Annotated in this window: 27 protein-coding genes; 5 read left to right on the forward strand and 22 right to left on the reverse strand. The window is 33.1% G+C overall.

Translation table 11 applies throughout. From position 1 onward, the window contains the following. Positions 1-241 precede the first annotated feature (241 nt). From EYY60_RS15860 to EYY60_RS15875, 3 genes are all read right to left on the reverse strand, one after another. Positions 242-715 carry a hypothetical protein gene (locus EYY60_RS15860; RefSeq protein WP_132990292.1) on the reverse strand — a complete coding sequence of 158 codons (474 nt, stop codon included), beginning with the start codon at positions 713-715 and terminating at the stop codon, positions 242-244. Between the two features lie 581 nt (positions 716-1,296). Next, positions 1,297-2,346 carry a RelA/SpoT domain-containing protein gene (locus EYY60_RS15870; protein ID WP_132990294.1) on the reverse strand — a complete coding sequence of 350 codons (1,050 nt, stop codon included), beginning with the start codon at positions 2,344-2,346 and terminating at the stop codon, positions 1,297-1,299. Between the two features lie 107 nt (positions 2,347-2,453). Then, on the reverse strand, positions 2,454-4,181 hold the full coding sequence (locus EYY60_RS15875) for a M14 family metallopeptidase (RefSeq protein WP_132990295.1): 1,728 nt from the start codon (positions 4,179-4,181) through the stop codon (positions 2,454-2,456). Between the two features lie 213 nt (positions 4,182-4,394). On the opposite strand from EYY60_RS15875, the gene EYY60_RS15880 reads away from it, so the two are divergent. Continuing rightward, on the forward strand, positions 4,395-5,756 hold the full coding sequence (locus EYY60_RS15880; RefSeq protein WP_132990296.1) for a DEAD/DEAH box helicase: 1,362 nt from the start codon (positions 4,395-4,397) through the stop codon (positions 5,754-5,756). 177 nt (positions 5,757-5,933) lie between these two features. After that, positions 5,934-6,380, forward strand: a complete 447-nt coding sequence (locus EYY60_RS15885) for a hypothetical protein (RefSeq protein ID WP_132990297.1) — start codon at positions 5,934-5,936, stop codon at positions 6,378-6,380. A gap of 215 nt (positions 6,381-6,595) precedes the next feature. Here EYY60_RS15885 and EYY60_RS15890 read toward each other — a convergent pair whose 3' ends face one another. The 4 genes from EYY60_RS15890 to EYY60_RS15905 form a co-directional block, all read right to left on the reverse strand. Then, positions 6,596-7,174, reverse strand: a complete 579-nt coding sequence (locus EYY60_RS15890; RefSeq protein WP_132990298.1) for a PhnA domain-containing protein — start codon at positions 7,172-7,174, stop codon at positions 6,596-6,598. 72 nt (positions 7,175-7,246) lie between these two features. After that, the gene (locus EYY60_RS15895) at positions 7,247-7,849 is read right to left on the reverse strand and encodes a zinc-ribbon domain-containing protein (RefSeq protein ID WP_132990299.1); all 603 of its coding nucleotides are present in this window, start codon (positions 7,847-7,849) and stop codon (positions 7,247-7,249) included. 82 nt (positions 7,850-7,931) lie between these two features. Next, complete coding sequence (gene coaD, locus EYY60_RS15900) at positions 7,932-8,390, reverse strand: pantetheine-phosphate adenylyltransferase (RefSeq protein ID WP_132990300.1); 459 nt, start codon at positions 8,388-8,390, stop codon at positions 7,932-7,934. Positions 8,391-8,537: 147 nt separating this feature from the next. After that, the gene (locus tag EYY60_RS15905; RefSeq protein WP_132990301.1) at positions 8,538-9,509 is read right to left on the reverse strand and encodes a D-alanine--D-alanine ligase; all 972 of its coding nucleotides are present in this window, start codon (positions 9,507-9,509) and stop codon (positions 8,538-8,540) included. A 321-nt stretch (positions 9,510-9,830) separates the two neighbouring features. On the opposite strand from EYY60_RS15905, the gene EYY60_RS15910 reads away from it, so the two are divergent. Together EYY60_RS15910 and EYY60_RS15915 are read left to right on the forward strand one after the other, a co-directional pair. Beyond that, positions 9,831-10,451 (forward strand): PASTA domain-containing protein, encoded by a 621-nt coding sequence (locus tag EYY60_RS15910; RefSeq protein WP_132990302.1) that lies wholly within the window; start codon positions 9,831-9,833, stop codon positions 10,449-10,451. Beyond that, entirely contained in the window at positions 10,441-11,484 is a 1,044-nt protein-coding gene (locus tag EYY60_RS15915; RefSeq protein WP_132990303.1) for an RluA family pseudouridine synthase, read from the forward strand. Before EYY60_RS15910 ends, EYY60_RS15915 begins: the two co-directional genes overlap by 11 nt. Positions 11,485-11,741: 257 nt before the next feature. Here EYY60_RS15915 and EYY60_RS15920 read toward each other — a convergent pair whose 3' ends face one another. The 5 genes from EYY60_RS15920 to EYY60_RS15940 are packed head-to-tail and all read right to left on the reverse strand — an operon-like array spanning position 11,742 to position 16,111. Further along, entirely contained in the window at positions 11,742-12,965 is a 1,224-nt protein-coding gene (locus tag EYY60_RS15920) for an ATP-binding cassette domain-containing protein (protein ID WP_132990304.1), read from the reverse strand. A 23-nt stretch (positions 12,966-12,988) separates the two neighbouring features. Then, positions 12,989-13,834 carry a sulfurtransferase gene (locus EYY60_RS15925; protein WP_132990305.1) on the reverse strand — a complete coding sequence of 282 codons (846 nt, stop codon included), beginning with the start codon at positions 13,832-13,834 and terminating at the stop codon, positions 12,989-12,991. An 11-nt stretch (positions 13,835-13,845) separates the two neighbouring features. Continuing rightward, positions 13,846-14,697: a ThuA domain-containing protein gene (locus EYY60_RS15930; RefSeq protein WP_132990306.1), complete on the reverse strand. Its 852-nt coding sequence runs from the start codon at positions 14,695-14,697 to the stop codon at positions 13,846-13,848. A 12-nt stretch (positions 14,698-14,709) separates the two neighbouring features. Next, on the reverse strand, positions 14,710-15,099 hold the full coding sequence (locus EYY60_RS15935) for a DUF1398 domain-containing protein (protein ID WP_026729369.1): 390 nt from the start codon (positions 15,097-15,099) through the stop codon (positions 14,710-14,712). Between the two features lie 19 nt (positions 15,100-15,118). Continuing rightward, positions 15,119-16,111, reverse strand: coding sequence for an alpha/beta fold hydrolase (locus EYY60_RS15940; RefSeq protein WP_132990307.1), 993 nt, complete (start codon positions 16,109-16,111; stop codon positions 15,119-15,121). A gap of 281 nt (positions 16,112-16,392) precedes the next feature. On the opposite strand from EYY60_RS15940, the gene EYY60_RS15945 reads away from it, so the two are divergent. Next, positions 16,393-17,085: a hypothetical protein gene (locus EYY60_RS15945; RefSeq protein ID WP_132990308.1), complete on the forward strand. Its 693-nt coding sequence runs from the start codon at positions 16,393-16,395 to the stop codon at positions 17,083-17,085. A gap of 169 nt (positions 17,086-17,254) precedes the next feature. On the opposite strand, the gene EYY60_RS15950 is transcribed toward EYY60_RS15945, so the two are convergent. The 10 genes from EYY60_RS15950 to EYY60_RS15995 all read right to left on the reverse strand — a co-directional run bounded on the left by EYY60_RS15950 (position 17,255) and on the right by EYY60_RS15995 (position 25,682). Beyond that, on the reverse strand, positions 17,255-18,091 hold the full coding sequence (locus EYY60_RS15950; RefSeq protein ID WP_132990309.1) for a mechanosensitive ion channel family protein: 837 nt from the start codon (positions 18,089-18,091) through the stop codon (positions 17,255-17,257). A gap of 92 nt (positions 18,092-18,183) precedes the next feature. Then, a complete protein-coding gene (locus EYY60_RS15955) occupies positions 18,184-18,621 on the reverse strand; it encodes an acyl-CoA thioesterase (protein WP_132990310.1) in 438 nt (145 codons plus the stop codon). 119 nt (positions 18,622-18,740) lie between these two features. Then, complete coding sequence (locus tag EYY60_RS15960; protein WP_132990311.1) at positions 18,741-19,511, reverse strand: peroxiredoxin family protein; 771 nt, start codon at positions 19,509-19,511, stop codon at positions 18,741-18,743. Positions 19,512-19,602: 91 nt separating this feature from the next. Then, positions 19,603-20,706, reverse strand: a complete 1,104-nt coding sequence (locus tag EYY60_RS15965) for a nuclease-related domain-containing protein (protein ID WP_132990312.1) — start codon at positions 20,704-20,706, stop codon at positions 19,603-19,605. A gap of 45 nt (positions 20,707-20,751) precedes the next feature. Further along, on the reverse strand, positions 20,752-21,213 hold the full coding sequence (locus tag EYY60_RS15970) for an SRPBCC family protein (RefSeq protein WP_132990313.1): 462 nt from the start codon (positions 21,211-21,213) through the stop codon (positions 20,752-20,754). A gap of 31 nt (positions 21,214-21,244) precedes the next feature. Further along, the gene (locus EYY60_RS15975) at positions 21,245-21,712 is read right to left on the reverse strand and encodes a hypothetical protein (RefSeq protein WP_132990314.1); all 468 of its coding nucleotides are present in this window, start codon (positions 21,710-21,712) and stop codon (positions 21,245-21,247) included. A 130-nt stretch (positions 21,713-21,842) separates the two neighbouring features. Continuing rightward, entirely contained in the window at positions 21,843-23,105 is a 1,263-nt protein-coding gene (locus EYY60_RS15980; RefSeq protein ID WP_132990315.1) for a Na+/H+ antiporter, read from the reverse strand. A 194-nt stretch (positions 23,106-23,299) separates the two neighbouring features. After that, positions 23,300-23,725, reverse strand: coding sequence for a hypothetical protein (locus EYY60_RS15985; protein WP_132990316.1), 426 nt, complete (start codon positions 23,723-23,725; stop codon positions 23,300-23,302). A gap of 216 nt (positions 23,726-23,941) precedes the next feature. Continuing rightward, positions 23,942-24,547: a toxin-antitoxin system YwqK family antitoxin gene (locus EYY60_RS15990; RefSeq protein WP_132990317.1), complete on the reverse strand. Its 606-nt coding sequence runs from the start codon at positions 24,545-24,547 to the stop codon at positions 23,942-23,944. 187 nt (positions 24,548-24,734) lie between these two features. After that, positions 24,735-25,682 carry a hypothetical protein gene (locus EYY60_RS15995; RefSeq protein WP_132990318.1) on the reverse strand — a complete coding sequence of 316 codons (948 nt, stop codon included), beginning with the start codon at positions 25,680-25,682 and terminating at the stop codon, positions 24,735-24,737. Between the last annotated feature and the right edge of the window lie 52 nt (positions 25,683-25,734).

Genomic DNA, 25,734 nt, shown 5'->3' on the forward strand with positions numbered 1-25,734 from the left:
ACTAGCCAATGGCCGAATAATCAATTGCGATAAAAAAGCAATAAATAGCAATAAAAAACCAAAGTTTAAATCAGAAAAATTACCATTTAAAATCCTTTTAAAAGAGGTTGTCAGTCCGCAGGTTTTGCATTTCACTCCAATTTCAGCATAAGGGCATTTAATATGTATGAGATCTGTTTTCAAATAAAAAATTAAAAACACGATCGTCATAAATATCAAAAGATTGAAAAAATGATATTCCTTATTTTTTTGAAATAGAATCTTTTTGGATCGAATCATTTTTGGCTTTTTGTATCGAATCTTTTTCCAATTCTTCTTCCAATTTTTCTCCCACTTTTTCCAAAACCTTTTTTTGAAGCGTGTCCATTACATGTTCTTCAGTTTCATTAATCGATTTTTCGATTTCGGCTTTGGTTTCGAAAACAGTTTGATATTGGTAATATTGAAAAGCGCCTATTGAGATTGCGGCAACTCCAACAATTAATCCAGCAAGAGAAGTTCCTGTGCTTTCATTTCTTTCTTTTAAGCCGAGATATGAAATACCGCTGAACGCAATTGCAAATATACTTGGCCCGATGGCATAAAACCCGATACATGGAATGATTGAAAAAAGAAAAGCGATTATAGCAAATACTAAACCTATTATTGAAAAGACTTTTGGGTTTCCTGATGATGAGTTTCCTGAAGATGAATTTCTTGAAGGTTGTGGATTCATTTTTAGTTTTGATTTAGGTGGTTTTTGATTAGGTAAACGATTAAATGTAAAACTTCATTTTTGAAGAATATAACGATCAAAACAAGGACAAGAATTCCGATAACGGAATTTATAAAACTGCTTTGAAGCACTTTTTGAAAAGATTTTCTGCCGAAGAAAACGGACCAATGGAATAGGGCTCCAAAATAATTTAGTCCGTAAAATATTCCCTCAACAATAGTGTCGCCGGTTTGGTTATTCATAGTTTTTGGTTAAGGTTAGAATTGGGTAATAAATTCTAAAACCAAATATAGAATGTTGAAATTGAATAACGTTACGGGAAGCCGTATTTCTTTATTTTTTTTGCTGGCGCGAGCGTCCCGCTCGTGACCTTTTTTAGATTTTTGTAATTTAGGGAGTGTTCACGAGCGGGACGCTCATGCTAGCATGGGGCATGCAAAGTATATCGTTTTTAAGTTTTAGATATTTCTTTTGTTTGCGGGCACGGATTACAAATCCGCGCTATCGGGTTTAAGTTTATAATGATTTGTTGATTAAGGTTTTATTTATTTATTTATTTATTTATTTATTTATTTATTTATTTATTTATTTATTGTTTTCAGATACCCTCTGTTTATACAATTTGCATTTATTCTTTCCAACGCATTTAAAAATTCTGATGTATCAAGGAAATAACTTGGATATGCTTGTTTTAATGATTTAAATGAAGTGGCAGATACTAATACAACAGCATTTTTTGTATCATCTATTTCTTTTTCTAAATTAAGATATGTTCTAGTTGCAATATTGTATCTAGATTTATTAAAAACATTTAAAGAGACTATTTGTTTTTCAATGTCGATATGTATTAAATAGTAATCTCCTGGAAATTTTTGTTTCTCTAAATGCTCTGTAGTAACTCTTAAAGCTTTCAAAGTATCAATCACTTTTAATTTTTCACAATAATTATAACATTCCACCATGAGTTCCTGCATGGTATTTTTTTTATGTATTTCTAGGACAGGAAGATTCTCTTTTATTGCGAATAATGAACTTACGATTTTAAAAAATTCTAACCATTCATCAGGACCTTGACTTGATTTAAGAGATGTTTTTGTGATAATCCCTGCAGTTTCTACAGCGGTTGCCCAATAATGTTGCAGTTTAGTTCTTAACTGTAATTCGACTTTTAATGAATTGTATTTTTCTGTTTTAGAGTAATATTTATATATGTAATGTATACTTCTATAACCGGATATTTTAGGATTTTCTATATAATCATTTATTTTTTCCAATTTGTGGTTTGATGATACCGATTCTAATGCCCTTTTTGCTTTTTTTAAATCTTTAGTATCTTTGACAACAGCTCTGTAGCCTCCTATATCTTGCATTCCTCCCAATCCCATATTAGGGTTTAAGTCAAGTTTATATACAATAGAAGTTAATCGCTTAAGGCGTTGTGAAACTAAATATGGTTCAATGTTCTTTTTCGCTAGAATTTTCATCAAGCTTCTCTTCATAACTTTTAGGGGTTGAAGATGGCTAGTTCTCCAGTCATTTATCTTAAGAAGAGCAGAATTAATTTCTTCTTGAGATTTTGAAACTAAAATAGTATTTCCAGCTCTAGTAATTTCTTTTTTAGAATATTTCATAATTGATGATTATCCATTAGAAGTAATAAAGAAAAGTATTATCAAAAATAATTATTCTGAATAATAAAATATGATGTAAAACGTAAAATCGAAAATATCATTTTTTATTAAAGTACTCTATACACAGGATATTGCAAATGCGCCTTCTCATAATAAACGGAATGCTTATAAATCCAATCCAATTGTGCTTCAGCACTTTTAGCAAATTCGCGGTCGTTTTGTTTTTTGGTTTCTAATTCTGCTTTTAGGGCAGGATTATCTTTTAAAAGTTGTCCGGCAGTATCTTCAAAAATATACTCTGAATAATGCTCTTTTTGTTGTAAAATTGGGTCAAAGAAATTCCAGTTAAAAAATGAATCAACACCTTCTGGTTCAAAAGCTTCGATTAAATATTTAACGCCTTTTTGGTTTGTTGGAACGTAATAATCACCTTTCGCGAAAGCCATTTTGACCATTTTAGAAGTTACCGTTGTGTTTCTATGCGTATAATGTCCTTCGTAAGCAGATGGAACCGTTTTAAAATCGGCAATTTTATAGCTTTCTACTTCAATAATAGTATCGTTTTTAAACTGGCGAAATGAAATATTGTTGTTTTTCAAAAGATCAATAATATTCCAATAACCTCGCGGAACTATATACGCCGTAGGAATCACAATTTCCTTAGCCGATTTGAATTCTTTTATATACGGAACATCTTTTTTATACGGTTTGCTTCTGTCATAATACAAACGGTCGCCTGTTGTAGCGTCGCTTTTTTTATAACCCGCTTCGTAGCCTAAAAAAGTAAATTTTGTGGCTTTTGTGCTGTCCATTTCCCATTGAAGCGTATAGGATTTTTTAGGCTGATATTGTTCTAAATTCTGTACTCTTAAATCTTTGATTTTTTGATAATTGGCATCGGTAAAATCCAAAGTTGATTTCATGTATTCATACGTCATTTTTACGCGTTCAGCATATTTTTTCAGCATGTGCGTTTCAACCACAAAACCAATTGTGTTAAACAAAGACGTATAACCTGTAGTATATCGCGGACTGTCAACAAATTGTCCAAAACCTTTATCAGGCGTGTCTTTAAAAGAATCTACATATGGCGTAGTTTCGATTTTCTTTTTCTGAAGATCTTTTACCAAAGCCGGCATCATTTCGTCATTCATAAAATCACCCAAAACTTTTCCAAGTTTGTTGTGTTGCGTCATGATATACGTCAGCTTGTATTGGTAATCAGAACCGTTGCTCACGTGATTATCAATAAAAACATCGGCATTTATTTTTTGGAAAATCTCTACAAAACTCTTTGTATTTCGAGTATCCGATTTCATTAAATCACGATTCAAATCATAGTTTCGGGCATTTCCTCTAAAACCGTAAACTTCAGGTCCGTCTTGATTGGCACGCGTTGTCGAATTTCTATTTAAAGCACCGCCGATATTATAAACCGGAATGGTAACCAAAACCGTATTTTTTGGTGCTTTCATTTTTCCGGTTGCCAAATCTCTGTAAAACTGCATGGTTGCATCGATTCCGTCCGGTTCTCCGGCATGGATTCCATTGTTTACAAAAAGAACAGCTTTTGTTTTCTGAATTTTATCAAAATCAAATTCTTTGTCCGGATTAAAAGTTATCATGTGTAATGGTTCGCCAGAATCGGTCAATCCCATTTCTTTCATTTGAATAGTTGGAAAATCAGCGGCAAGCATTTTAAAATAAGCTATAGTTTCTTGATAAGAAGCCGATTGATTTCCGTTTCCTTTCTCAAAAAAAGTATCGTATTTTTTATTATTTTGAGCGAAAGAGGTGATTGTTAATAGTGAAATGAGAAGGGTAAAAAGTTTCATGAGTTTGTTTTTAATAGAAATCAAATATAAGTTTTTTTGTTTCAAGTTTCAGGTTTGATATGCAGGATCGTTTAACCGCAAAGCACGCAAAGTTTTTTATGTATAAGGCTTTAAAAAAACGCAAAGTTCACAAAGCTTTGAATATAAACTTAGCGAACTTTGCGTAAACCTTTGCGTGCTTTGCGGTTAAAAAACTTTCCCTACTTTTGCAAAATGAACAAAAGACACCATTCCAACGATATACTTTCGAATTTAGGGATTGATAGCCTAAATGAAATGCAGGAAATGGCACATGATGCTATTTTAAACGAAAATAATACATTGTTACTTTCTCCAACTGGATCTGGAAAAACTTTAGCTTTTTTGCTTCCAATTTTGGAATTGCTTCAACCTGAGATTTTATCAGTGCAATGTTTGATTTTGGTTCCGTCGCGCGAACTTGGATTGCAGATTGAACAAGTTTGGAAAAAAATGGGAACGAAGTACAAGGTGAACATTTGTTATGGCGGACATTCGATTGATACTGAAATCAAGAATTTGAGAAATCCGCCGGCGGTTTTGATTGGAACTCCAGGAAGAATTGCAGATCATATTGACAGAGAAACTTTCAGAACCGATAAAATTCAGACGCTTGTTTTAGATGAATTCGACAAATCGTTGCAACTTGGCTTTCATGAGCAAATGTCTTTTATTATTGCAAGATTGCCGAAAATCAATAAAAGAGTTTTGGTATCAGCAACTTCAGATATTGAAATTCCGAAATATACGAAAGTTGTAAATCCAGTTGTTTTGGATTTTATTCCAGAAGAAGAGGAAAAAACAAATCTTTCGATGAAAATGGTGATTTCGCCAGCAAAAGATAAACTGCAGAGTTTGTTCAATTTGATTTGTTCGCTAAAATCAGAATCGGCTATTATTTTTTGTAATCACAGAGATGCTGCAGAGCGAATTAGCGACACTTTGAACGAAAAAGGAATCTATTCGGTTTATTATCATGGCGGAATGGATCAGGATGAGCGTGAGCGCGCTTTGATTCAGTTCAGAAATGGAAGCATCAGTTATTTGGTCACGACAGACTTGGCTGCAAGAGGATTGGATATTCCAGAAATGAAACACGTTATTCATTATCACTTGCCGTTAAAAGAAGATGAATTCACACATAGAAACGGACGTACGGCTCGTATGCAGGCAACAGGAACGGCTTACGTAATTATCCACGAAAGTGAAAAACAATTGGATTACATTGATTACGAAATGGAAATTTTGGACGTTGAAGGAAAAGTTTCGTTGCCAAAACCACCACAATTTCAAACTATATATATCAGTGGCGGAAAGAAAACAAAACTGAATAAATTTGACATCGTAGGTTTCTTTTCTCAAAAAGGAAAATTGGAAAAAGATGATTTAGGGTTGATTGAGGTAAAAGATTTTGTTTCGTTTGCAGCGGTAAAATTCAACAAAGTAAAAGATCTTTTGAAGCATATTAAAGATGAAAAAATGAAAGGCAAAAAGTTTAAGATTGAAGTTGCCCGCAATGTCGTGAAGAAAGAAGAAGATAAAAGCAAAAAATATTAGATTGAGGAAAAAAAGGATAGGTGAGTAAAAATTGGTCTATTGTATTGTTTGTCAGTGTTTTGTAAAATTCAAATTAAGTTTTGCAATTTTGTGTTAAAAAAATAATGATTTGATAGCGATTTTTTCATTATTTCTATGTTTTTTTGCTACAGTAAAATTGTAAACCCCAAATCTGTTATGAAAAACATTATTACCGTTGCTGCTTTGTTTTTAAGTTTCGTTTCATTTGCACAAATTAAAGTTCTTGAAACAGTTCCTGTTGAGAAATTAGGAAAAGTAAATAACAATTACATTCAAAAAATTGGAGACGAGTATACAGTGTATTACACTAGTATTCAAAACGATGACGATTCTTCACCTTTAAGAAAATTTTCATTCAAAAATGTGAATAACGATTACTCAAATCTTTACACTATTATCATGAATGGTTTCACAGCAAGCCCTTTATACGATATTAAATTAGAATTGCCAAACAACTATATCTGGTTGCATTACACAGGAAGTGTTGTTCCAGATAAAGCAACTGTTCAATTTATGGTTTCTAGCAAAGAAGCTACTTCTGCAACAAGCAGTGTTTCTGAGCCATTTGTAAAAGATCAAATCAATAAATTATTCCAGAAATAATTTTTTAAAGGTTCAAAGTCTCAAAGGGACAAAGGGACAAAGTTTTTTAAACCTTTGTCCCTTGCATCATAAAAATAAAAAAAGCTGTTCATTAGAACAGCTTTTTTTATTTTCAGGTTATTTTGATTTTAAGTTCCAGATTAAAAACCTTTGTCACTTTGTTGCTTTGTTGCTTTGAACCTTTGTTGCTTTAAACCTTTGTCCCTTCAAAAAAACTATATTTTTTTGACATATTGTGTGATAATAACAATTTGCTGACCATCGACTTTTCCTTCGATGTATTCAGCGTTTTCGTGGTCTAAACGAATGTTTCTAACCGCAGTTCCTTGTTTGGCAACCATGCTTGAGCCTTTTACCTTAAGATCTTTAATTAAAACAACCGAATCTCCATGTTGCAAAACAACGCCATTGCTGTCGCGGTGAACGAGTTTGTTTTCGTCGTCTTCGCCTTCGCCAGTTACTTTTGCCCATTCTAGCGTGTCTTCGTCTAAATACATCATGTCAAGTAGTTCCTGAGGCCATCCAGCAGAACGCATTCTGCTTAACATTCTCCATGCCACCACTTGAACCGGAATGTTTTCATTCCACATGCTGTCATTTAAGCATCTCCAGTGATTTAAATCAACATTGTCAGGATTCTCGATTTGGTCAATACAGGTGTTGCAGGCAAATATTGCTTCATCAATTCCGCCTTTTTTAGTTGGTAATACTTGATATACTTTTAGATTTTCTTCAGCGCCACAAAGTTCACATTTAGATCCGCTTCGTTTGCTTAATTCTCTTTCAATGCTCATTATTTCTTGTTTGTTTTAAAAATGCGAAATTACTTATAATTTGCTTCGCTTACAAATTTGTGGTTAGAAGTATTAATGTCTCACCACTTCATAAATTTTATTTTCTTTAAAAAGTTTTTGCAAATCTTTTTTGGCAATAATCTTTTTATCTCTGTAATTTTTTTCCAGGTCAATTTTATCAATTCCTGTTTTCTTATCGACTTCCATATCATTCAATAACAAAGTCAAACTGTCTTTTGAAATTTCAGTCAATTTCATCGTCGAATAAAAACCGTTTGAATTGTCAATGCTGTACACATCTCCAATTTTTGGACTTTCGATATACGAGATATTATCTTTTCCTTTTTGTACCGTACTATACATGCCAAATAGAAAAAGACCAGCTATAATAAAAATTCCGGAATACATCCAAAGCGGGCTACTGATTCTCCCAATAGAATGCTGGATTTTTTGTTTAATAGGTGCTGAAAATTCTTTTTGTTCAAATGTCTTTTTGCATGAGTTGCATTCGGCGAAAGTCAATTTTTTAATTGGAAAAAAGGGTATCCAGTAAATGTGTGCATACTTTTCATATAAACTGTAGTTCATGGAAACAGTAGTGTTACAATCTGGACAATCTACATTGTTAATGCGGTCGTTTTTAATGTGTTTTGATTTGGTTCCGTAAAAAATCATTAGTTAAGTTTTATAGGTTATAGCAACAAAAATAATGATTTATCTTACCTATGCAAGTAAAGTGAATAAATGATTTATTCAGTTATTTCTTAACCCTTACTGCATCTGGAACCAGCATTTCATATTCGCCACCATTGCGCAAAACATCACGTACGATACTTGAACTAATGAAAGAAGTTTTTGCAGCGGTCAATAAAAATACCGTTTCAATTTTTGAAAGTTTTCGGTTGGTATGTGCAATGGCTTTTTCGAATTCAAAATCGGCTGGGTTGCGCAAACCTCTTAAAATGAAATTGGCTTTTTCTTTTTTAGCTAAATCTATAGTAAGTCCTTCATAAGTTATTACCGAAATTTTTGGTTCGTCTTTGAAGGTTTCTTCAATGAAACGTTTTCTTTCTTCCAATGAAAACATGTATTTTTTTTCGGCATTTACACCAATGGCAATTACGATTTCATCAAATAAAGGAACTCCTCTTTTGATGATGTCTTCGTGTCCGAGTGTAATTGGGTCAAATGATCCTGGGAATATGGCTTTTCGCATTTTTTTTCTTTTTAGAGGTTCAAAGCTACAAAGGCGCAAAGGCACAAAGTTTTTTTGAATGGCTTCGACTTCGCTCAGCCTGACAATATGTGTTTAAAAAATAAGGTGCTGAAATCTTAGTATCTCAGCACCTTAGTATCTTAGTGACTAGGCTAAAGCTAGCTCTATCGCATTTGTGAATAAATCTTCAAGAGAAATTCCGGCTGCTTTTGCTTGTTGCGGAATCAAACTTTCTGTTGTCAAACCTGGAATAGTATTCATTTCCAGCATATATGGTTCGTTGTTTACAATAATGAATTCGCTTCTTGAGAAACCTTTCATTTTTAAAACTTCGTAAGCACGTTTTGCTGTTTCTCCCACTTTTTGTGTTAGTTCGTCAGAGATTCTCGCTGGAGTGATTTCCTGAGATTTTCCTTCGTATTTGGCTTCATAATCGAAGAAATCATTGTCTGATACAATTTCTGTAATTGGCAAAACTTTTATTTCTCCTTTGTAATTGATTACGCCAACTGAAACCTCAGTTCCGTCAAGGAAACTTTCTATGATAATTTCGTTGTCTTCTTTGTAAGCCACTTCAATCGCAATTGGAAGTTCTGCTTCAGTTTTTACTTTTGAGATTCCGAAACTAGAACCTGCTTTGTTTGGTTTTACGAAACATGGCAATCCAACTTTTTTAACAATTTCGGCTGTATTGATTTCGTCACCTTTGTTTAAATAATAAGAAATTGCCGTTTTGATTCCGTATGGTTTTAAAACCGATAATAAATCTCTTTTGTTGAAAGTCAAAGCCGATTGATAATAATCGCAAGATGATTGTGGCAGGCCAATTAATTCAAAATAAGCTTGCATTAATCCATCTTCGCCTGGAGTTCCGTGGATGGCGTTGAAAACACAATCAAAAGTGATTTTTTCACCATTTACAGTTACTGAGAAATCATTTCTGTCAATTGGAAATTCGGCGTCGTTGGCATCTACATAAACCCATTTTTCTTTGAAAATATGAATTCGGAATCCGTTGTATTTTGTTTTGTCAAGATATTGGTAAACAACGTTTCCGCTGATAAGCGAAATTTTGTATTCGCTTGAATATCCGCCCATGATGATGGCAATGTTTTTCATTGACTTTCTGTTTATTTGTTTAATCGTTAATTTGTTTAATCGAAATGTTCTTTTGAAACCGAGTGTCCTAGCCCTGATGGGAGCGGCATCTCCCGATTTAGAAAAACAAGGCTTTTTAGCCGTAGTTTTTGTTTATCGGGAATACAGCGGACAGCAGGAAACAGCTCCTAAAAATTGAAATTTTAAATTCTAAAATACCAAATTCCGAAGATTTTAGTTTTTAATAGAAATAACAATCGCAGAGCATTTTTGTTTTAAACAAAATTATCATTTTTTTTGAAATGAAATACTTTATCTTTGCGTTCATCTAAAAATTAATTTATGAGTTTACGTAAGTATTTAACTAGCCGCGTGTTTTTTTTACAATTGTTAGGTGCGGCAGCTATCATTGCAGTTTTGGGTTATTTGTTTATGCATTGGCTGACTTTTACAACTGATCACGGACATGAAATTGCGGTTCCGAATTTATCTAAATTGACAGAAGAGCAAGTTGAGGATAAACTTGACGAACTGGACTTAGATTATGTGCTTTTGGATAGTGTTGATTACCGAAGTGAATATCCGAAATTCAGCGTTGTTGAGCAAGATCCGTTGCCAGGAACGATGGTTAAAGTAGGTAGAAAAATATACATCAAAATTAATGCATCGGGATTTTCATCTGTTAAGATTCCTGATTTAATCGAAAAAACATATCGTGAAGCAGTTCCAACCTTGAAAGCTTTAGGACTTGAGCCAGGAACGATCACGTATATCCCGAATCTTGGAAAAGATATGGTGCTTGAAATGCGTTACAAAGGAAGAAATTTAAAAGTAGGAGACCGCGTTTTGAAAGCGTCTAAAATTGATTTGGTTTTAGGAGATGGAAAAGCGAGTTATGTAGATGATAGTCAGGCAGACAGTACTGCAACTGAGCCTGTAGAAACCCCAAAAGATGAGCAATAATATTGAAGAAAACTTAGATCTGGAAGACGAATTATTCGAACATTACAGATTTGAAGTGTCTAAAGGTCAGGCGTTTTTGCGTATTGACAAATATTTAATGTATTTGATTCCGAATGCCACGCGAAATAAAATTCAGAACGCGGCAACAAATGGGAATATTTTTGTGAATGATATTCCAGTAAAATCAAATTATAAAGTAAAACCTTTTGATGTGATAACAGTAATGTTGTCGCATCCGCCATTTGAAAATAGAGTAGATCCGGAAGATATTCCGCTGGACATTGTTTACGAAGATGATGCGCTTTTGTTGATCAATAAACCTCCCGGATTGGTAGTTCACCCAGGACATGGTAATTATACCGGAACTTTGGTGAATGCGTTGGCATTTCATTTTGAAAATTTGCCAATGAACAGTAGCGAACGTCCAGGCTTGGTTCACAGAATAGACAAAGATACTTCTGGACTTTTGGTTGTGGCCAAAACCGAAGCAGCGATGACGCATTTAGCAAAACAATTTGAAGCTAAAACAACAGAACGTGAATATATTGCTCTAGTTTGGGGAAATGTTACCGCAGACAGCGGAACAATTGAAGGAAACTTGGCAAGACATTTAAAAGACCGCATGCAAATGGCCGTTTTTGATGATCCAGAAATTGGAAAACCTGCCATTACGCATTATAAAGTTTTGGAGCGTTTTGGTTATGTGACTTTGGTTTCTTGTAAGCTAGAAACAGGAAGAACACACCAGATTCGTGCGCATATGAAGCATATTGGTCATCCGTTGTTCAATGACGAGCGTTATGGCGGACATTTGATCTTGAAAGGAACGACTTTTACAAAATACAAACAGTTTATTGAGAATTGTTTTAAAGCATTGCCTCGTCAGGCGCTGCATGCTAAAACCCTTGGTTTTGTTCATCCAAACACTGGTGAAATGATGCGTTTTGATACTGAACTGCCACAAGATTTTAAGGATTGTATCGAGAAATGGCAAAATTATGTGAAATCGCATAATACTGAGGAGGAGAACTAAATTAGATAATTTGGCAATTAGAAAATTAGATAATTTCTTTTAATGAAAAAACAAAAAGCTCCTGATGGAGCTTTTTGTTTTTTTTTAAGATATTTTTATAATCAATTTGATATTCCGTAGAGACGCACCGCAGTGCGTCTAACATATTGTGGATATTCGTTGCGTAGGCGCACTGCAGTGCGCCTCTACAGATGTGCTTTGTGTTATAATTGCGATATTATCGAATTGCCAAATTATCTAATTTTCTAATTGCCAAATTATTTTATTTGTCCTGTTGAACCTGTTGCTGATGGCAGAAGCTCAAAAACAGAAGTAGGAGCGAGGCCGGCTTCAATTCGGTGTGAAACGTACAAAATTGCAACGTTTGTTTCTTGTTTTATGGTATTGATTAACTGAATTACCAAATCTACATTTTCATCATCTAAACCTTCTACTGGCTCATCTAGAATTAATAAGGGTGGATGTTTTAAAACGGCACGAACAATTAGCGCGACGCGTTGCTGTCCGATAGAAAGATCTATGAAACGCTTTTTTCTTAGATGCGTCATTTCAATCACTTCTAGCCATTGTGTTACGATATTTTTTTGATGTGTTGTGGGTTCTGTATACAGCCCAATCTGGTCAAAGAAACCTGATAGAATCATTTGCTCCAAAGTATGACCTTTTTGAAACAAATCCATCATTGCGGTGGTGTAAATACCGATTTGTTTTTTGATGTCCCAAACGCTTTCTCCAGTTCCTTTTTTTCTTCCGAATAAAAATAAATCTTGTCCAAAACCTTTTGGATTATCGCCCGTAATTAAAGATAAAATGGTGCTTTTTCCCGAACCGTTTGGCCCGATTAGTTGCCAAAATTCGCCTTGTTTTATTGTCCACGAAATGTTATTGAGAATCTTTCTCTCGTCATAGCTTACAGAAACATCTTCCAGTCGTATTAATTCATTTTCAGGAAAAGTATGAACTTCTGTTGCTTTTGGAATTGCAGTTGTATTTAAGGTTTTGAAATGATTTTCGTTTTTTACATATGGATGCAGTTCAAAAGTATTGTCTTTGATTTGAGCTTTGTTTGGAACAAATTCAAGTACATCAACAGTACGATTTAAGAGCTGGATGATTGCAATGTTATTTGTGAGATCTTTTAAGGAATCAGCTAAAAGCACTCTCGAAGCCTGATCTAAATGATCAAAAGGATTGTCGAAAATGATAAAATCTGGCTTTTGATTGATGCAGTATTTTAAAAACTCTTTTTTGCGTTCGCCAGACGAGAAAGTTCGAAGTTGTCTGTGCGATTCTGGTGAAGCTTCTACGCTGTCATATTGAAACTCTTTTTCAATGAATTTTTCGATCGCGATATCAGAAAACAGTATTCCTTTTTGAGTATTAAAAACAGCTAATTCTCCAGTTGCTTCGCCATTTAATATGTTGTCGATTAGTTTTTTTTTATTTACCTGATTTGATAAAAGTATATCCCAGTGTTGCATTATAAATTCTTAAAATAATTATTCTATTTTTTTGTTGCCATTTCGCGATCATTTCTTGACCATTCGCTCCATGAACCAACGTAAAGTTTCGGAATCGGAATTCCTGCGTAATCCATTGCCAGTAAGGTGTGGCAAGCCGTTACACCCGAGCCACAGTGCACAATTACATTTTCTGGATTGATATTGCCTAAAATGGCCGTATATTTTTCATTTAAATCCTCTCGTGATTTGTAAAATCCGTTTTCATCTAAATTTTCGCTAAACGGAATATTTATTGCGCCCGAAATATGCCCTGCAATTAAATCTAGCGGTTCTGTGAGGCCATCAAAGCGATTTTTATCTCTAACATCAATTACGATGTTTTGATCGTTTTTACGCGCTTTTTCGACTTCTTCAATATCGGCGACAGCCAATTTCCAATTTGAAATCGGATAATCGCTTTTTTCAAATTGTTCGATTCCAGAATTTATTGGAAAACCAGCTTTTATTGCTTCTTGCAAACCACCATTTAAAACCTGAATTTTTTCATGCCCAATTGATTTCAGCATCCACCAGAATCTCGAAGCGGCATTTGAGCCGTTTTTGTCGTCATAAACAACAACATGACTTTCTGGTGAAATTCCTGTTTTCGAAAGTACTTCTGAAAATTTTTCTAAAGAAGGAAGCGGATGCCTTCCGCCATTTTTCGGATTGCAGTCGATTGTTGCCAAATCTTTGTTCAAATCAACGTAACGTGCATTTTTTAAATGTTCGTTTTTATAATTTTCTTCGGCATTTAATCCTGCTCTTGCGTCGATTAAAACAAGTTCAGAAAGATTTTGTAATTCAAGTAATTCTTCGGGATTGATAAGAGATGACAGTTTAGACATTTTAAAGATGTTTATTTTTTTGATTTTCCAAATAACTGCAAAGCATTCAAAATCACTTTGTTTTGCGTTTCATTTTCAAATGTATAGGAAAGGGTTTTGTTAGTTTTGCCTTCATAATCAATATCATTATGACCCATATTTACATACATCATCTTGTATTTTTTGTTTGTCCAAACCACTGGATAATACCCACTATGCCAGATTTCATGAGCTTTTGGGCCAGTTCCTAAAGGAAAACTGCTTTCATCGATCGCCAAAAGGATTTTGATGTCTGGATTTTTTGTCAAATCATTGCTCCATCTATACCATTCATTTGGTTGTGATTTAAAGGTTTTCGGAATATTTTTAGTTATTGGATCTTGATTTTCAACTCTCAAAATGGCCGATGTTGGTCGCCAAGTATTGCTTCCGTATTCGCCAGAACCTAAAAAAGTATTGTGATACCAATCCCAGTTTTGTGGATAAGAGGAATTATTTAATGCAAAAGCCGAAAAGTGAAATCCAATAAAACCGCCTCCATTTTCCATATATTTTTGGAAAGCTTCGCGTTGCGCTGGAGTTTCTGGTCGAGTGTCTAAAAACAAAACGACTTGATATTTTGCTAAAAATTTTGCATTCAAATTGTCCCAATTGCTTGTAGAATCGTATTCAAAATGATTTTCTTCTGCAACTTTTGGAAACCATTTATTGGCTTCGTGCACAAAACTAATATGTGCTTGGTCGTTTTTGGCCGTGTAAAAAGCAATTATTTTAAACTTAGTTTTTTCTTTTTTATGTTGTGAAAAGGCTGTAAAGCAAACCAACAAAAGGGTAATTAAAATATTTGTTTTGAAAACTGAATTTATTCTCTTGAAAATCTTCATATCTATTTAAAATTAACTTGGAATTTTTTCGATTAAAATTTCGTTTTCCGCACTGTCAAAATAGGTGCATGTCATTTCGATAATATCAACGCGCCATTTTGCTATACCGCATTGTCCACAATGATTGCAGAAAGTCAGATAATCAGTTTCTCCGTGCTGGTGTTTTACTAAAAATTCGATAAAAAGTTCTTTATTAACAGATGAAGCGACTGAAATAGTGCTGTATTTTTCATCTGAAGAAACAGAATAATTGTTCACGCCAAAATATTCTGCATGTCCGTCATTCACGTAAGTGTCATATCCTTTTACACCTAGAATGATTAAATCTTGTATATAATTTGGGAAATCAGCCCCGCTTTTTACTTTAGCATGTGCATCTTTTATTTGTTCAATTGTAAACATAATTTGTGGTTTTAATTAATTATTCTTTCAAAAATACGATTAATGGTTTTATAAATTGGTCAAAAGATTCAATATGTGGCAAATGTCCCGTATTTGGAATTTCAACGAGTTTTGAATTCGGAATTGCTTTTTGAGTTCGTTTTCCTAATTCGGCGTAATTTCCCATTGTTGCTTGAATATCTTGAGAAACTAAAGGTTTTCCTAAAGCCGTTTTGTCTCTTGTTCCAATAATTAAAAGTGTAGGAACCTGAATGTTTTTGAACTCATATAGAACAGGTTGTGTAAAAATCATTTCATATAAAAGTGCCGAATTCCAAGCTACTTTATCATATTCAGGATCGGTTGTCCAACCTGCGCTGAGTTCGGCCCATTTTTGATAATCGGCATTCCATTTTCCGTTGTAATAATTGGCCATTTGGTAATTTTTAATCGACTGAAAATTTTGTTTTTGCTCCGACTCGTACCACCAATCAACGGGTTTGTATGGAACGACTAATTTCCAGTCCTCCAAACCAATTGGGTTTTCGAGAACTAATTTTTCAGTCATTTCCGGATACATCAAAGCAAATCGTGTTGCCAACATGCCACCCATCGAATGACCAAGAATAGTAGCTTTTCCAATTCCAAGATGATCCAATAATTTTTTAGTGTTTTCTGCCAATTGCTGAAAAGTATATTGAAAATTATCTGGTTTTGATGATTTTCCGAAACCAATTTGATCCGGAACAATTACGCGGTAACCTGCTGCATTTAATGCTTTTATAGTAGTTTCCCAATAAGCTCCGTTAAAATTTTTTCCGTGAAGCAGTACAATATTTTTGTTGTTATAGTTTTCCGGAACAACGTCCATATAAAACATTTGCATGTATTGACGTTGATTGTTTAATTCTAAAAATTGGACCGGAAATGGATATTCATAATTGGTCAAATTAATATCTAAGTGTTTAATGTTGGCATCTTGCGAAGAAGCCAAAAATGGGAATAAGAACAATAAGAGCTTTGCAATTTTCATTTTGAGCTGATTATATGTTGGAAGCATAAAATTACCGTTAACCAATTTGAAATGCAAAGAATAGGGTCTTAAAGTTATCAGAAAAAAAGTTTTCAAAATGGTTTGCTGATTTTTATTGCCAATAATCGATGATTTATTGAAATTTTATCGATTAAATGACTCTGATTTTGAAAATAATGCATTTTGACGAGTAATGTTACACTTCAGAGGACTTCTTTTATTAACAGGAAAAAAGTATGTAATTTAGTATCAGAAAGTTGTAAGCTAAAAAAAATAGTATTATGAAAAAAACGATACTTTTATTCCTGCTCACAGTCCCCACATTTGCCCAAGAACTCAATACATTTGATTTCGCCGTTATAAATTCAACCTTAATTTCTGCAAATATCGATCTTGATAAAGGCCGGAGCGTTGTCGCGGCCAATGAAGATCAATATTCGGCTTATTTTCAGTACGCCTTTAGTATGTGTGACGACGATATTATTTTTGGCGCTGGAATTGACAAGTCGGAAATTGATCGGACTTATATTGGCTACATCGGAAAAATTTGCGGAAAATTCAGAGCCACGATTGGTGTTGGATATCTCGAGTCGAGGAGCGGTTATGATGGAACTTTTACAGGTTTCAGCGTTTCATGGCATTTTTCTGAAAATACATATATAGGCGGAAATCTGGAAAATCTACATTCAACAAGTGTGGATTACGAAACCGATGAAAGTTTTGATTATTATAAAAAATTGGTTCCGAAAGTTTTTGGAAGTTATGAAATTATCCCACATGTGATTGCTTTTGGACAATTGAGTTCAAGAGTGAATGATATTGCCTTGAAATATCAAGTTCGCCGATTTTCTGCTGGCGGATTTTATTCTGGACATTCAGTAGGAGGCATCTTCGGAACTGTTAATGTTGGTCGATTTGCCTTTTCCTGCAGTACAACTTTTGAGAAAGTAAATTTTGGACTTAAGTTTGAATAAAATATTCTCCATATTTTCTAACACATAGAAACATAGATTTTATGTTTAAAAAGAGTGCTAAAAAGAAACGCGTTTCTTATCACATAGTTGCTATGTGCATTTAAATTAGTGAAACGTCTTATTTTAAGATAGTAGGGCTATATCTCGATGTGTTAAAATAATTTTTGGATTACTGCTTAATTGTCACTACTCTTTGTGGATACGGAATATCGATTTTGGCATCATCAAAACGTTTTTTAATGCTTTGAAGCAAATCACAATACATTACAAAACCATCTGTAGAGTTTTTTGCCCATGCCCACGCTTTTAAATTTACGCTAGAATCTGCCAATGCAACAACGCGAGCGACAACCAGGGGTGTGTTTTGCTTTTTGGCTTCGGCAGTTCTGGTGTCAATAAAAAATGGATGTTTGGCAATTTCATCTTGCATGATTTTTAATGCCTCTTCGATATTTGATTCATAACCAATTCCGATTTCTATTATTTTACAGCATTTTGTGTCGTGCATATTGGTGTTTACAATAATTTGAGCGCTGATTACAGAATTAGGAATAATGATTCGGTTGTTTTCAGCATCTTTAAGAACTACTTGTCTTAAATTGATATCTTCCACTGTTCCGACAAAATTGTTGATTGTGATTTTATCGTTGATTTTAAAAGGTTTAAAAATCACCAAAAAGATGCCGCTGACAATATTGCTTAAAGCTTGTTGTGAAGCTAAACCGGCAACGAGAGAAATAACCCCGGCGCCAGCTAAAAAGGAATGCCCGATGATTTTAAATTCAGGAATTTGAATTAGGGCAAAAGCAAATCCGAGAATGTAAATTACAGTTATTATTAAGTGTTTTAAGAACTTAAAACCGGTTGCGTCATATTCTTTGTCGTTTAATTTTCGGTACAAAAAATAACGAAGAATTTTATCTGTTAAAGCGCCCAAGACTATTGTAACAACGGCAATAATAACAATAAAAAATAAGATTCTAAAGTCTTTTAAATAATCAATCATATACTGTCATTTTTTAGAAAAAAAATCCAAAAAACAATTTTTGAATATTGCTTTTTGGATTTTATAAAGTTAAGACAAATATTTGTTCGATTTTATAGTCCAACAAAATCGTCGCTTTTTGGGAAAATGCTCAACGCTTCGATCGCAATTTCTGGCGTTGGAGAAGCTAGTTTTCTAAGTTTTGTGTCCATCCACGCGCCATCAACAGTAATGGTTGCGCAAAGTGTATCATCTTCTCTTCTGAATTCGTGAATGATAGACCAGCGAGAAGCATCGGCTTTCATTTTTGATGTTTTGGTATGAATGAATATTTTGTCTGAAAGTTTTAATTCTTTTCTGAAAACGCATTCTTCTCTAAATAAAACCGGTCCAAAACCCTGTGTTTGCATTACTTTCAAAGTCAAACCAAGTTCTTCAAGGATTTCAATTCGATGCTGTGCACCAAAATCATAATAAGCACTGTGGCGAACGTGAAAATTCGGGTCTAAATCGGACCAGCGAAAAGAAATTTCTTTAATAAATGAAGCCATTTTGTATTTGTAATTAATGAGAAACCGAAATTACAAATAAAAAATAGACGAATAACATAAAATTACTATGCATGCATATTTTTATTATTTGCCAATTTTGCAATATTTGGCAGAATAATCTATTTTGCAAGCAGTTTTTTGATTTCAGTGGCAATGTTATCTAGATTTCCTTCAGCATTTCCTGTCGCCGTAAATTTTACAACTCCATTTTGATCAATCACGAAGTTTTTAGGAATTGAATTTGTGGCATAATCGTTCCAAATTTTTCGGTCGGCATCGATTCCGTAATTAAAATTCAGTCCGTCACCTTTAAGTTTAACAACTTTTTTTGCTACTATTTTTTCAGCTTCTCCACTTGAAATGGCTAAAAACATAAAATTGTCGTTTTTGAATGGCTCTAGAATTTTTTCCGGAACATCATAAAATTCTTGAAGGCAAGGCGCGCACCAAGTTGCCCAAAAATTGACAAGAACCACTTTTCCTTTTAAATCGGAAAGTTTTATTTCTTTGCCATCAACAAGTTTCAAGGTAAAATCTTTGGCTTTATCGTTTACATTCAGAAGATATTCGGGATTTTCTTTTTTGGCTATTTTTTCAGGAGTTGAACTACTATTTTCTGGTTTTGCAACGTCATAAATCTCGACCAAGCTTATAAACTCTGTATCTCCAATTTTATCTCCAAATTTTTTTGCAAATTCATTTCTTTTTTCTTCCGAAACACCATTTGACATTGATTTTATACGCCCTTCTTTGCCATATTCTTCAAGTTGTTGCATGGTGATAATTTCATTGTTAGCTATGATTACTCTTTCGGGTTTTTTGGCGACTTTAGTTTGTGCGTAAAAGAATGGTGTAATTAACAAAAGAGTAAAACAAATTAATTTTTTCATGGGTTAGATTTTATAGTTTTTTGATAAATATAGAACTTTTTTATAAGAGAAATTTTAATTATTTATCGATTGTTTAAAATCTAGGTTGTTGTTAATTGGTTAATTTTGAGTGAACTTGTTTTTGTTCGGAGAATTTAAGAAGGAAATCAGCGATTATTTCGGTTTCTTCGATAAGAAAGCTTGCGTCGAAGTATTTGATGTAAGGAAGCAATTCATCAACCGTGAGGATTTTTACAAATTGAAATTCCTCAATAGGCTTTTTATTGGTAAAAACAATGATGTTTTTGATTGGCACTTTTCTGTTTCCCCAATATTGCCGAGAAAAATCATGGTTTAGTTTGCTTATTTGATTGTTGAATAGTCTGAACAAAGCATAATTGGTTCTAAGGACTTGTTCAACAGGAGAGCGCAAATCGAGATTACTTATAGAATCTTCGCTCCAGTTTTTCGTTTCGATCAGAAAAATTCCAGCGGGAGATATTAAAAGATGATCGATTTGAATCGAATGAATGTGGTCGTGATTGTTTTTATTATAGATTGATGGATTGAAAGTGCAGCAAAAATCATTTATCAAAATGTAATCGTCGGTTAATTTTTTGAGCATGCTTTCAACTTTTTGCTCGCCAACTGCGCCGTAAATAGTATTGCTTAGCGTTTCTATTATTTCTTTTTTCTTCTCAAAAGCTTGCAAATCGTAAAAACTGCTTTCGTTTACAACATTTTGAAAATTGGTAGCAATATACTCGAACCGTTTATTTTTTCGAAGAAGCTGTTTCTTTACCTCATAATTAAATAGGAAGATTTCGTAATGATATTTAAGTTGTGCCGACCAAAATTTTGTGCAGATAACAAGGTTGAGCCAATAATCTTTTATTGTTGGAATAATTCTAGAATGAGTTTCCGGAAGGTTTTCAATTTCGTCATTAAAATTGTCGAGTTGCTGTCTTAATTGCAGTTCGAGAAGCATTTTCTTTTGCGGAATGAAAGTGTTTAATTCAGAAAGATCTTTTTCGAGCGCTGATTTTTCTTCTTCAATAAATAAAGTATGATTGGAAATGATTTGCTCTTCGTTGATTTTATGATTTTTCCGAAAATTAATCAATTCGTTTAACGAATGAAAATGGTCAATGTTATATCTGACTAAATCAATTTGTAAAGTATTTAGACATCCAATGGTATTATAAACTCTGCACATTTTCTCTCTTCATTAATTACCATGCGATATAATTTATTGAGATGTTTATAGGCTCATTTTCGATAATTCAACTTCAAGTTTATCAAAGTTTTCTTCATTTTTATCGACAACGTAAGGTTTCAGTTTTTGGCATTCTTCGACGGTTTCAAAAAGCATTTTAAAAATGACTTTTGTCTTGTTTTTGTCGATCGTTTCAAATGTTGTCAGAATTTGGAACAATGGTTTTGAATAACGTTTCCAAGCAATAAGATTGGGTCTGTCAATTTTTATGAATTCGCATTCATTGGCATAATTTCCAGCTTCAGGCCCATGCATGATAAAGCTCCATTTTCCGCCTTCGCAAAAATTAAATTCGCTGAAAGTATTGGTAAAGCCTTTTGGTCCCCACCAATTTTTCAAATGATCAGGATCACTCCAAGCTTTGAAAACCAGTTCTTGGGGAAAATTCAGAACTCGGGTTGTCACGATTTCTGATTCTGGCGTGGTTATGATGATTTCTGATCTCATTTTATATTCTTATTTAATTAAAAATATGGATTTAGGGTTTTTCTAAATTATCCCATTCGTATTCTATTTTGTTTATTTTGAGGTAATATGGAATTAAAAGCAAAAGTTCTAATCGCAATTCGATATGTCCATTTCCATGAGTAAATGGAATCACAAACATAGAAGCAACGCAAATTACAAATCCTATAATAGCGTCAAATTTTGCAATTGAAATTGCATTAGGTTTTTCAAACCAAAGTGAGTAGCTAGCAAATCCTTTTAATACCATTATTGAAATGATAAAAATCCCAGTAACAGAATAGGAAGTATTGGTTTCAAAGCCATATAGCGATAAGTGAACATTTGGCGTAAAGGCATTTCCTATAAGTGTGCCCAATCCGCAAACGGCCAAAATCATAAAAATCCAACAAAATGTTTTAATCCACCAAGGGAGTAAACTTCTTCGGATGATTTCGGGTTTGTCAAATTCGTCAAATTTGCTTTGTAATTCTTCACTCATTCTTTTGTTTTTTGGTCGTTAGTAAATGGTATTTTTATTCAGTATAAATGATTTACCGAAATTACGTAAAATATTAAAATCAGTAGGAGTATTTGGTTAAAAATTAAAATGATGGTTTCTGACGCATTCCTTATTTTTCTTTCAAAGAATTTATTTTTTTAACAATCCAAGGCAATGTAAGTCCTTGCCCAATAATAGTTATCAATACAACTGCTACAGAAATAAAAATAATGGCATTTCGTTCCGGAAAAGGAGTTCCATCTTCTAAAAACTTGGGCAAACCCAAAGCAATTGCGAGCGAAACAATGCCGCGCATTCCAGACCAGCTTATAATTAAGCTATTTCCAAAATCAAGCAACGCATGCTCACTGACTTTTCGCTTTCTTTTTTTGTTCTTTTGAAAAGCCTTCTGCAGATTCTTCTTTTGGAAAAAGACCCTTGTCATTCTCGTTAATAATGCAATGATGGTGATTATTAGAGCATAACCAATATAAGGCAAAATCATGCCGTTATCAATATCTTTCAAAATGTATCGAAAATTGAGCCCAATGAGGATAAAAATCAACCCGTTGAGCAGAAAAATAATAACATCCCAAAGACTTCTAGCATTGTTTTTTAAATTTTCGGGCAAAATTTTGTTGCTGAAACGTGCCATTGCCAAACCTAAAATAACAACCGCAATTACGCCTGAAACATGCAAATGTTCTGCTACTAAATAAGTCACAAAAGGCATTAAAAGCATAAAACTCACTGTGACGTTGATGTTGTCTCGAACTTTTTTCAGGATTAAAGCTAAAATTTTGCCCATTACAAAACCAACTAAGAATCCGCCACCAAGCAAGAAAACAAATTCGAATGTCGCTTTCCAGATTATAAATGCAGAACCCATAACCGCAGCTACAGCAAAACGATAAGCAACCAATGCTGATGCATCGTTGATCAGGCTTTCGCCTTCGAGTATGGTCAACGTTTTTTCTGGAATATCGAGCCCTTTTGTAATATTTACTGCTGCAACTGCATCTGTAGCAGAAAGTATGGCGCCAAGAACAAAAGACAAAGGCCAGCTCATTCCGGGAATCATATAATGTGAAGCTACAGCAATCCAAAAAGTAGTCAGGAAAACTAACGGAATGGCTAATGTACTTATCGTGCTGAGATTTGTTTTAAAATGTTTTGGCGAAATATTAAACGAAGCGTCATACAATAATGGAGGCAGAAATATCAAAAAAATAATTTCTGGATTGATTTCGATTTCGTTCATTGTCGGAATAAAACCAATGGCAACTCCAACAATAACCAAAAGAATAGGATAGGGCAGTTTTGATTTTTCGGCAAATGCTGAAAGACCAATCACAATGGCTAATATGAAAATGATTATGGTGTAGTTTTCCATTAGTGCAGATATGTTAATATTTGTTATTCATTTGTCTTTTTGGTTGCATAATTCTTAAAAATGAAATTTTCCTTATTTCAAATATAAATTTCTGCATGATTTTTTTCCATTGTGTACAATTTTCCAAGAACAAAACCATCTTTAAATTCAGCCAAATGCCCAGCTTGCTTGTAGCGTGTGTTAGCAGAATTATCTTAAGGTTTATTATGTATTCCTCCAAATATTTCACTACCAGTAAATCGAAAAAAACGTTTACAATCAGTAGTCATTTTCATGTATGCTAGTTTTTCTTCACTATCTATAAAATTGTTTTTAGTTTTATCTATTTTTTTCAACATATTATAGAAAAATTCTGTTCCATCTTCATTTTTATCAACAGGGATTTTAAAAGTATATCCTTCTAATAAATTATTTTCAAATCGTAAAACATAAAACACAGTTTTTATCGATGAAAGCACTTCAGTTTTTTCATGAAACTCTATTATAAATACTTCATTCGAGATAATTGTTTTTTTGAATTTTGATTTATCTCTAAAATTGAAACCTTTTGCTGAAGTATCCAAATCGAATTTTTTAATGTTTAATTCACTGAAATCGAATTTACATTCTGATTTATTCATGCAAAAAGACAATAAAATAGATAAGAGAAAAATTTTCATAAGGTTAATTTTAGCATTTAGTTTGGCGATATTTCTGCTAACGTTCTCGTGCTTGGTGAAGGTTGCGAAGTTCGGGACTGCTTATTTTCTGTTAAAGATAAAATTTCTTGCGAGACGTAAACGTGATTTTACCGCTAAATTTGCAATATCGCCAAACGGATGTTGTTCGTTCACATTTTAATAATGTTGTTCAACTTCTTCTGTCCGTTTTACAATATTCCCATCGTTAGTATCTACCAAAATAGTTGAAGACATACCATCTCCATTTTTCATTATCCATTTTCTTATTTGCCAATAGGATTTATTTTCAATTACTACCAAATCTATTTCAATGTCGGGCATTACGTAATTTTGTTTTTTTGCAATCTCGATCGCCGTTGTGTATGGCACATTGAATAACGAATCAAAATTTGTTGTTTTTTTCAAGTTTCCATTTTCAAGATAAAATTTCCAATTGCCAATGCATATCAATTCTTCTTTTGTAAATGTGCCTTCTTCCTTAATCTTTCCATTTGGATAGAATTGTCTCCAATAAAATAGCTTGGTCAGTCTATCTTCTAAAACTTCAAAATGTTTATATCCTGATTTATACTTTTCTGTAACTATAGTGAAATTCAAACTATCCTTAATCTGTCTTTTCTCTTGACTTACTAGTGTATCAATGACACTGTAAACTTGAATATAAAGCGGCCCTCTGAAAAGAATTTCACTTTTTATATTTTTTTTTGATGTTTGTGAAAAACACAAAGATGAAAGAATTAAGAATATCAATATTTTTTTCATTCGAGTGCTGTTTAATGTGACACACAACGCTCTGACGTTGCAAGTGGTTTGCGAGTTTAGAAACTGAGTATTTTCAGCTTAACGAAAATACGATGAAAAACCGTTAATTCTACTAAATTCGCAAATCGTTTGTAACCATGGTTGGCAGTAGTTTTTTATTTAGTTACATTTTTCCATTCTTAAAGTTTTATTTCCAAATTTGCCACCATTTTAGTTTTTTCGAATCTTCTTTTTTAATAATTTGTGTTTTAACTTCAGGTTTGACTTCAAATTTTACAGTATTTGTTTTTTCATTTTCGATTGCTTTAAAGTGTAAAATCATTTTTAAATAATCTTCTTCATTAATCGGATAAATAATATATTGTTTTTCATCAACTCTTTTGGCTTTAGGTGATATATAATTGACAAATTCTAAGTAAGAAACTTTAATTAATATTTCTCCAACTTTATTTAAAACTACATAATCTACATTGTTAAGTAAAACTTTAAAATTAGGAAGTATTACAGTTAATTCTTTTTCACCTTCTTCTGGAAAATCCATTATTTTAACAGAAGGAAATTCAATTCCTTCTTCGGAGTCTTCTAAGTATTGAATTTTTCGAACTTCTTCAATTAATTGATCATTTAATTTTTCTTGTGAAGCACTATCAGTAGAAAGTTTATCAATTATATATTTGCCTACATAATAATGCCTAATAGGTCCCATAAAAGCTAAGACTACATCTTCACCTTCGTGAATCATTTGAATAAAAGAATCAATTCCTAAATGTTTTACACTTTCAATCCAATCTGAATTATATTTTTTTTCAAATTCAGTTAAGTTTAATTCTGAATCAAATTCCGGATCGATTAATGAATCATTTAATTCTGCTAAGGCTAAAGTAATTTTTGTAGCTAATAAATAATCATCTTTAGTAGCTCCAACATTTATTTCTATATCATATTTTTCAGAATTAGTTGTTAATGCAACACCTCTAGAAGAAAGTTTTGGTAAATAGAATTTTGAATATCCATTTACAATGTCATTTAGATTTACTCCAAATGATACTTTTGTTTCTTTCGGCAAGTATTTATTTTCTAATAATTGATGAAACGAAATTTTATTTTTATTCTTTATTGAAAAGTGAAAACTCATTATATCGTCATTTTTTGCTTTATTGTCACAAACTATTTATATGCCCTACTTT

The sequence above is a fragment of the Flavobacterium zhairuonense genome, assembly GCF_004352915.1.
In the GTDB taxonomy this organism is placed as follows: domain Bacteria; phylum Bacteroidota; class Bacteroidia; order Flavobacteriales; family Flavobacteriaceae; genus Flavobacterium; species Flavobacterium zhairuonense.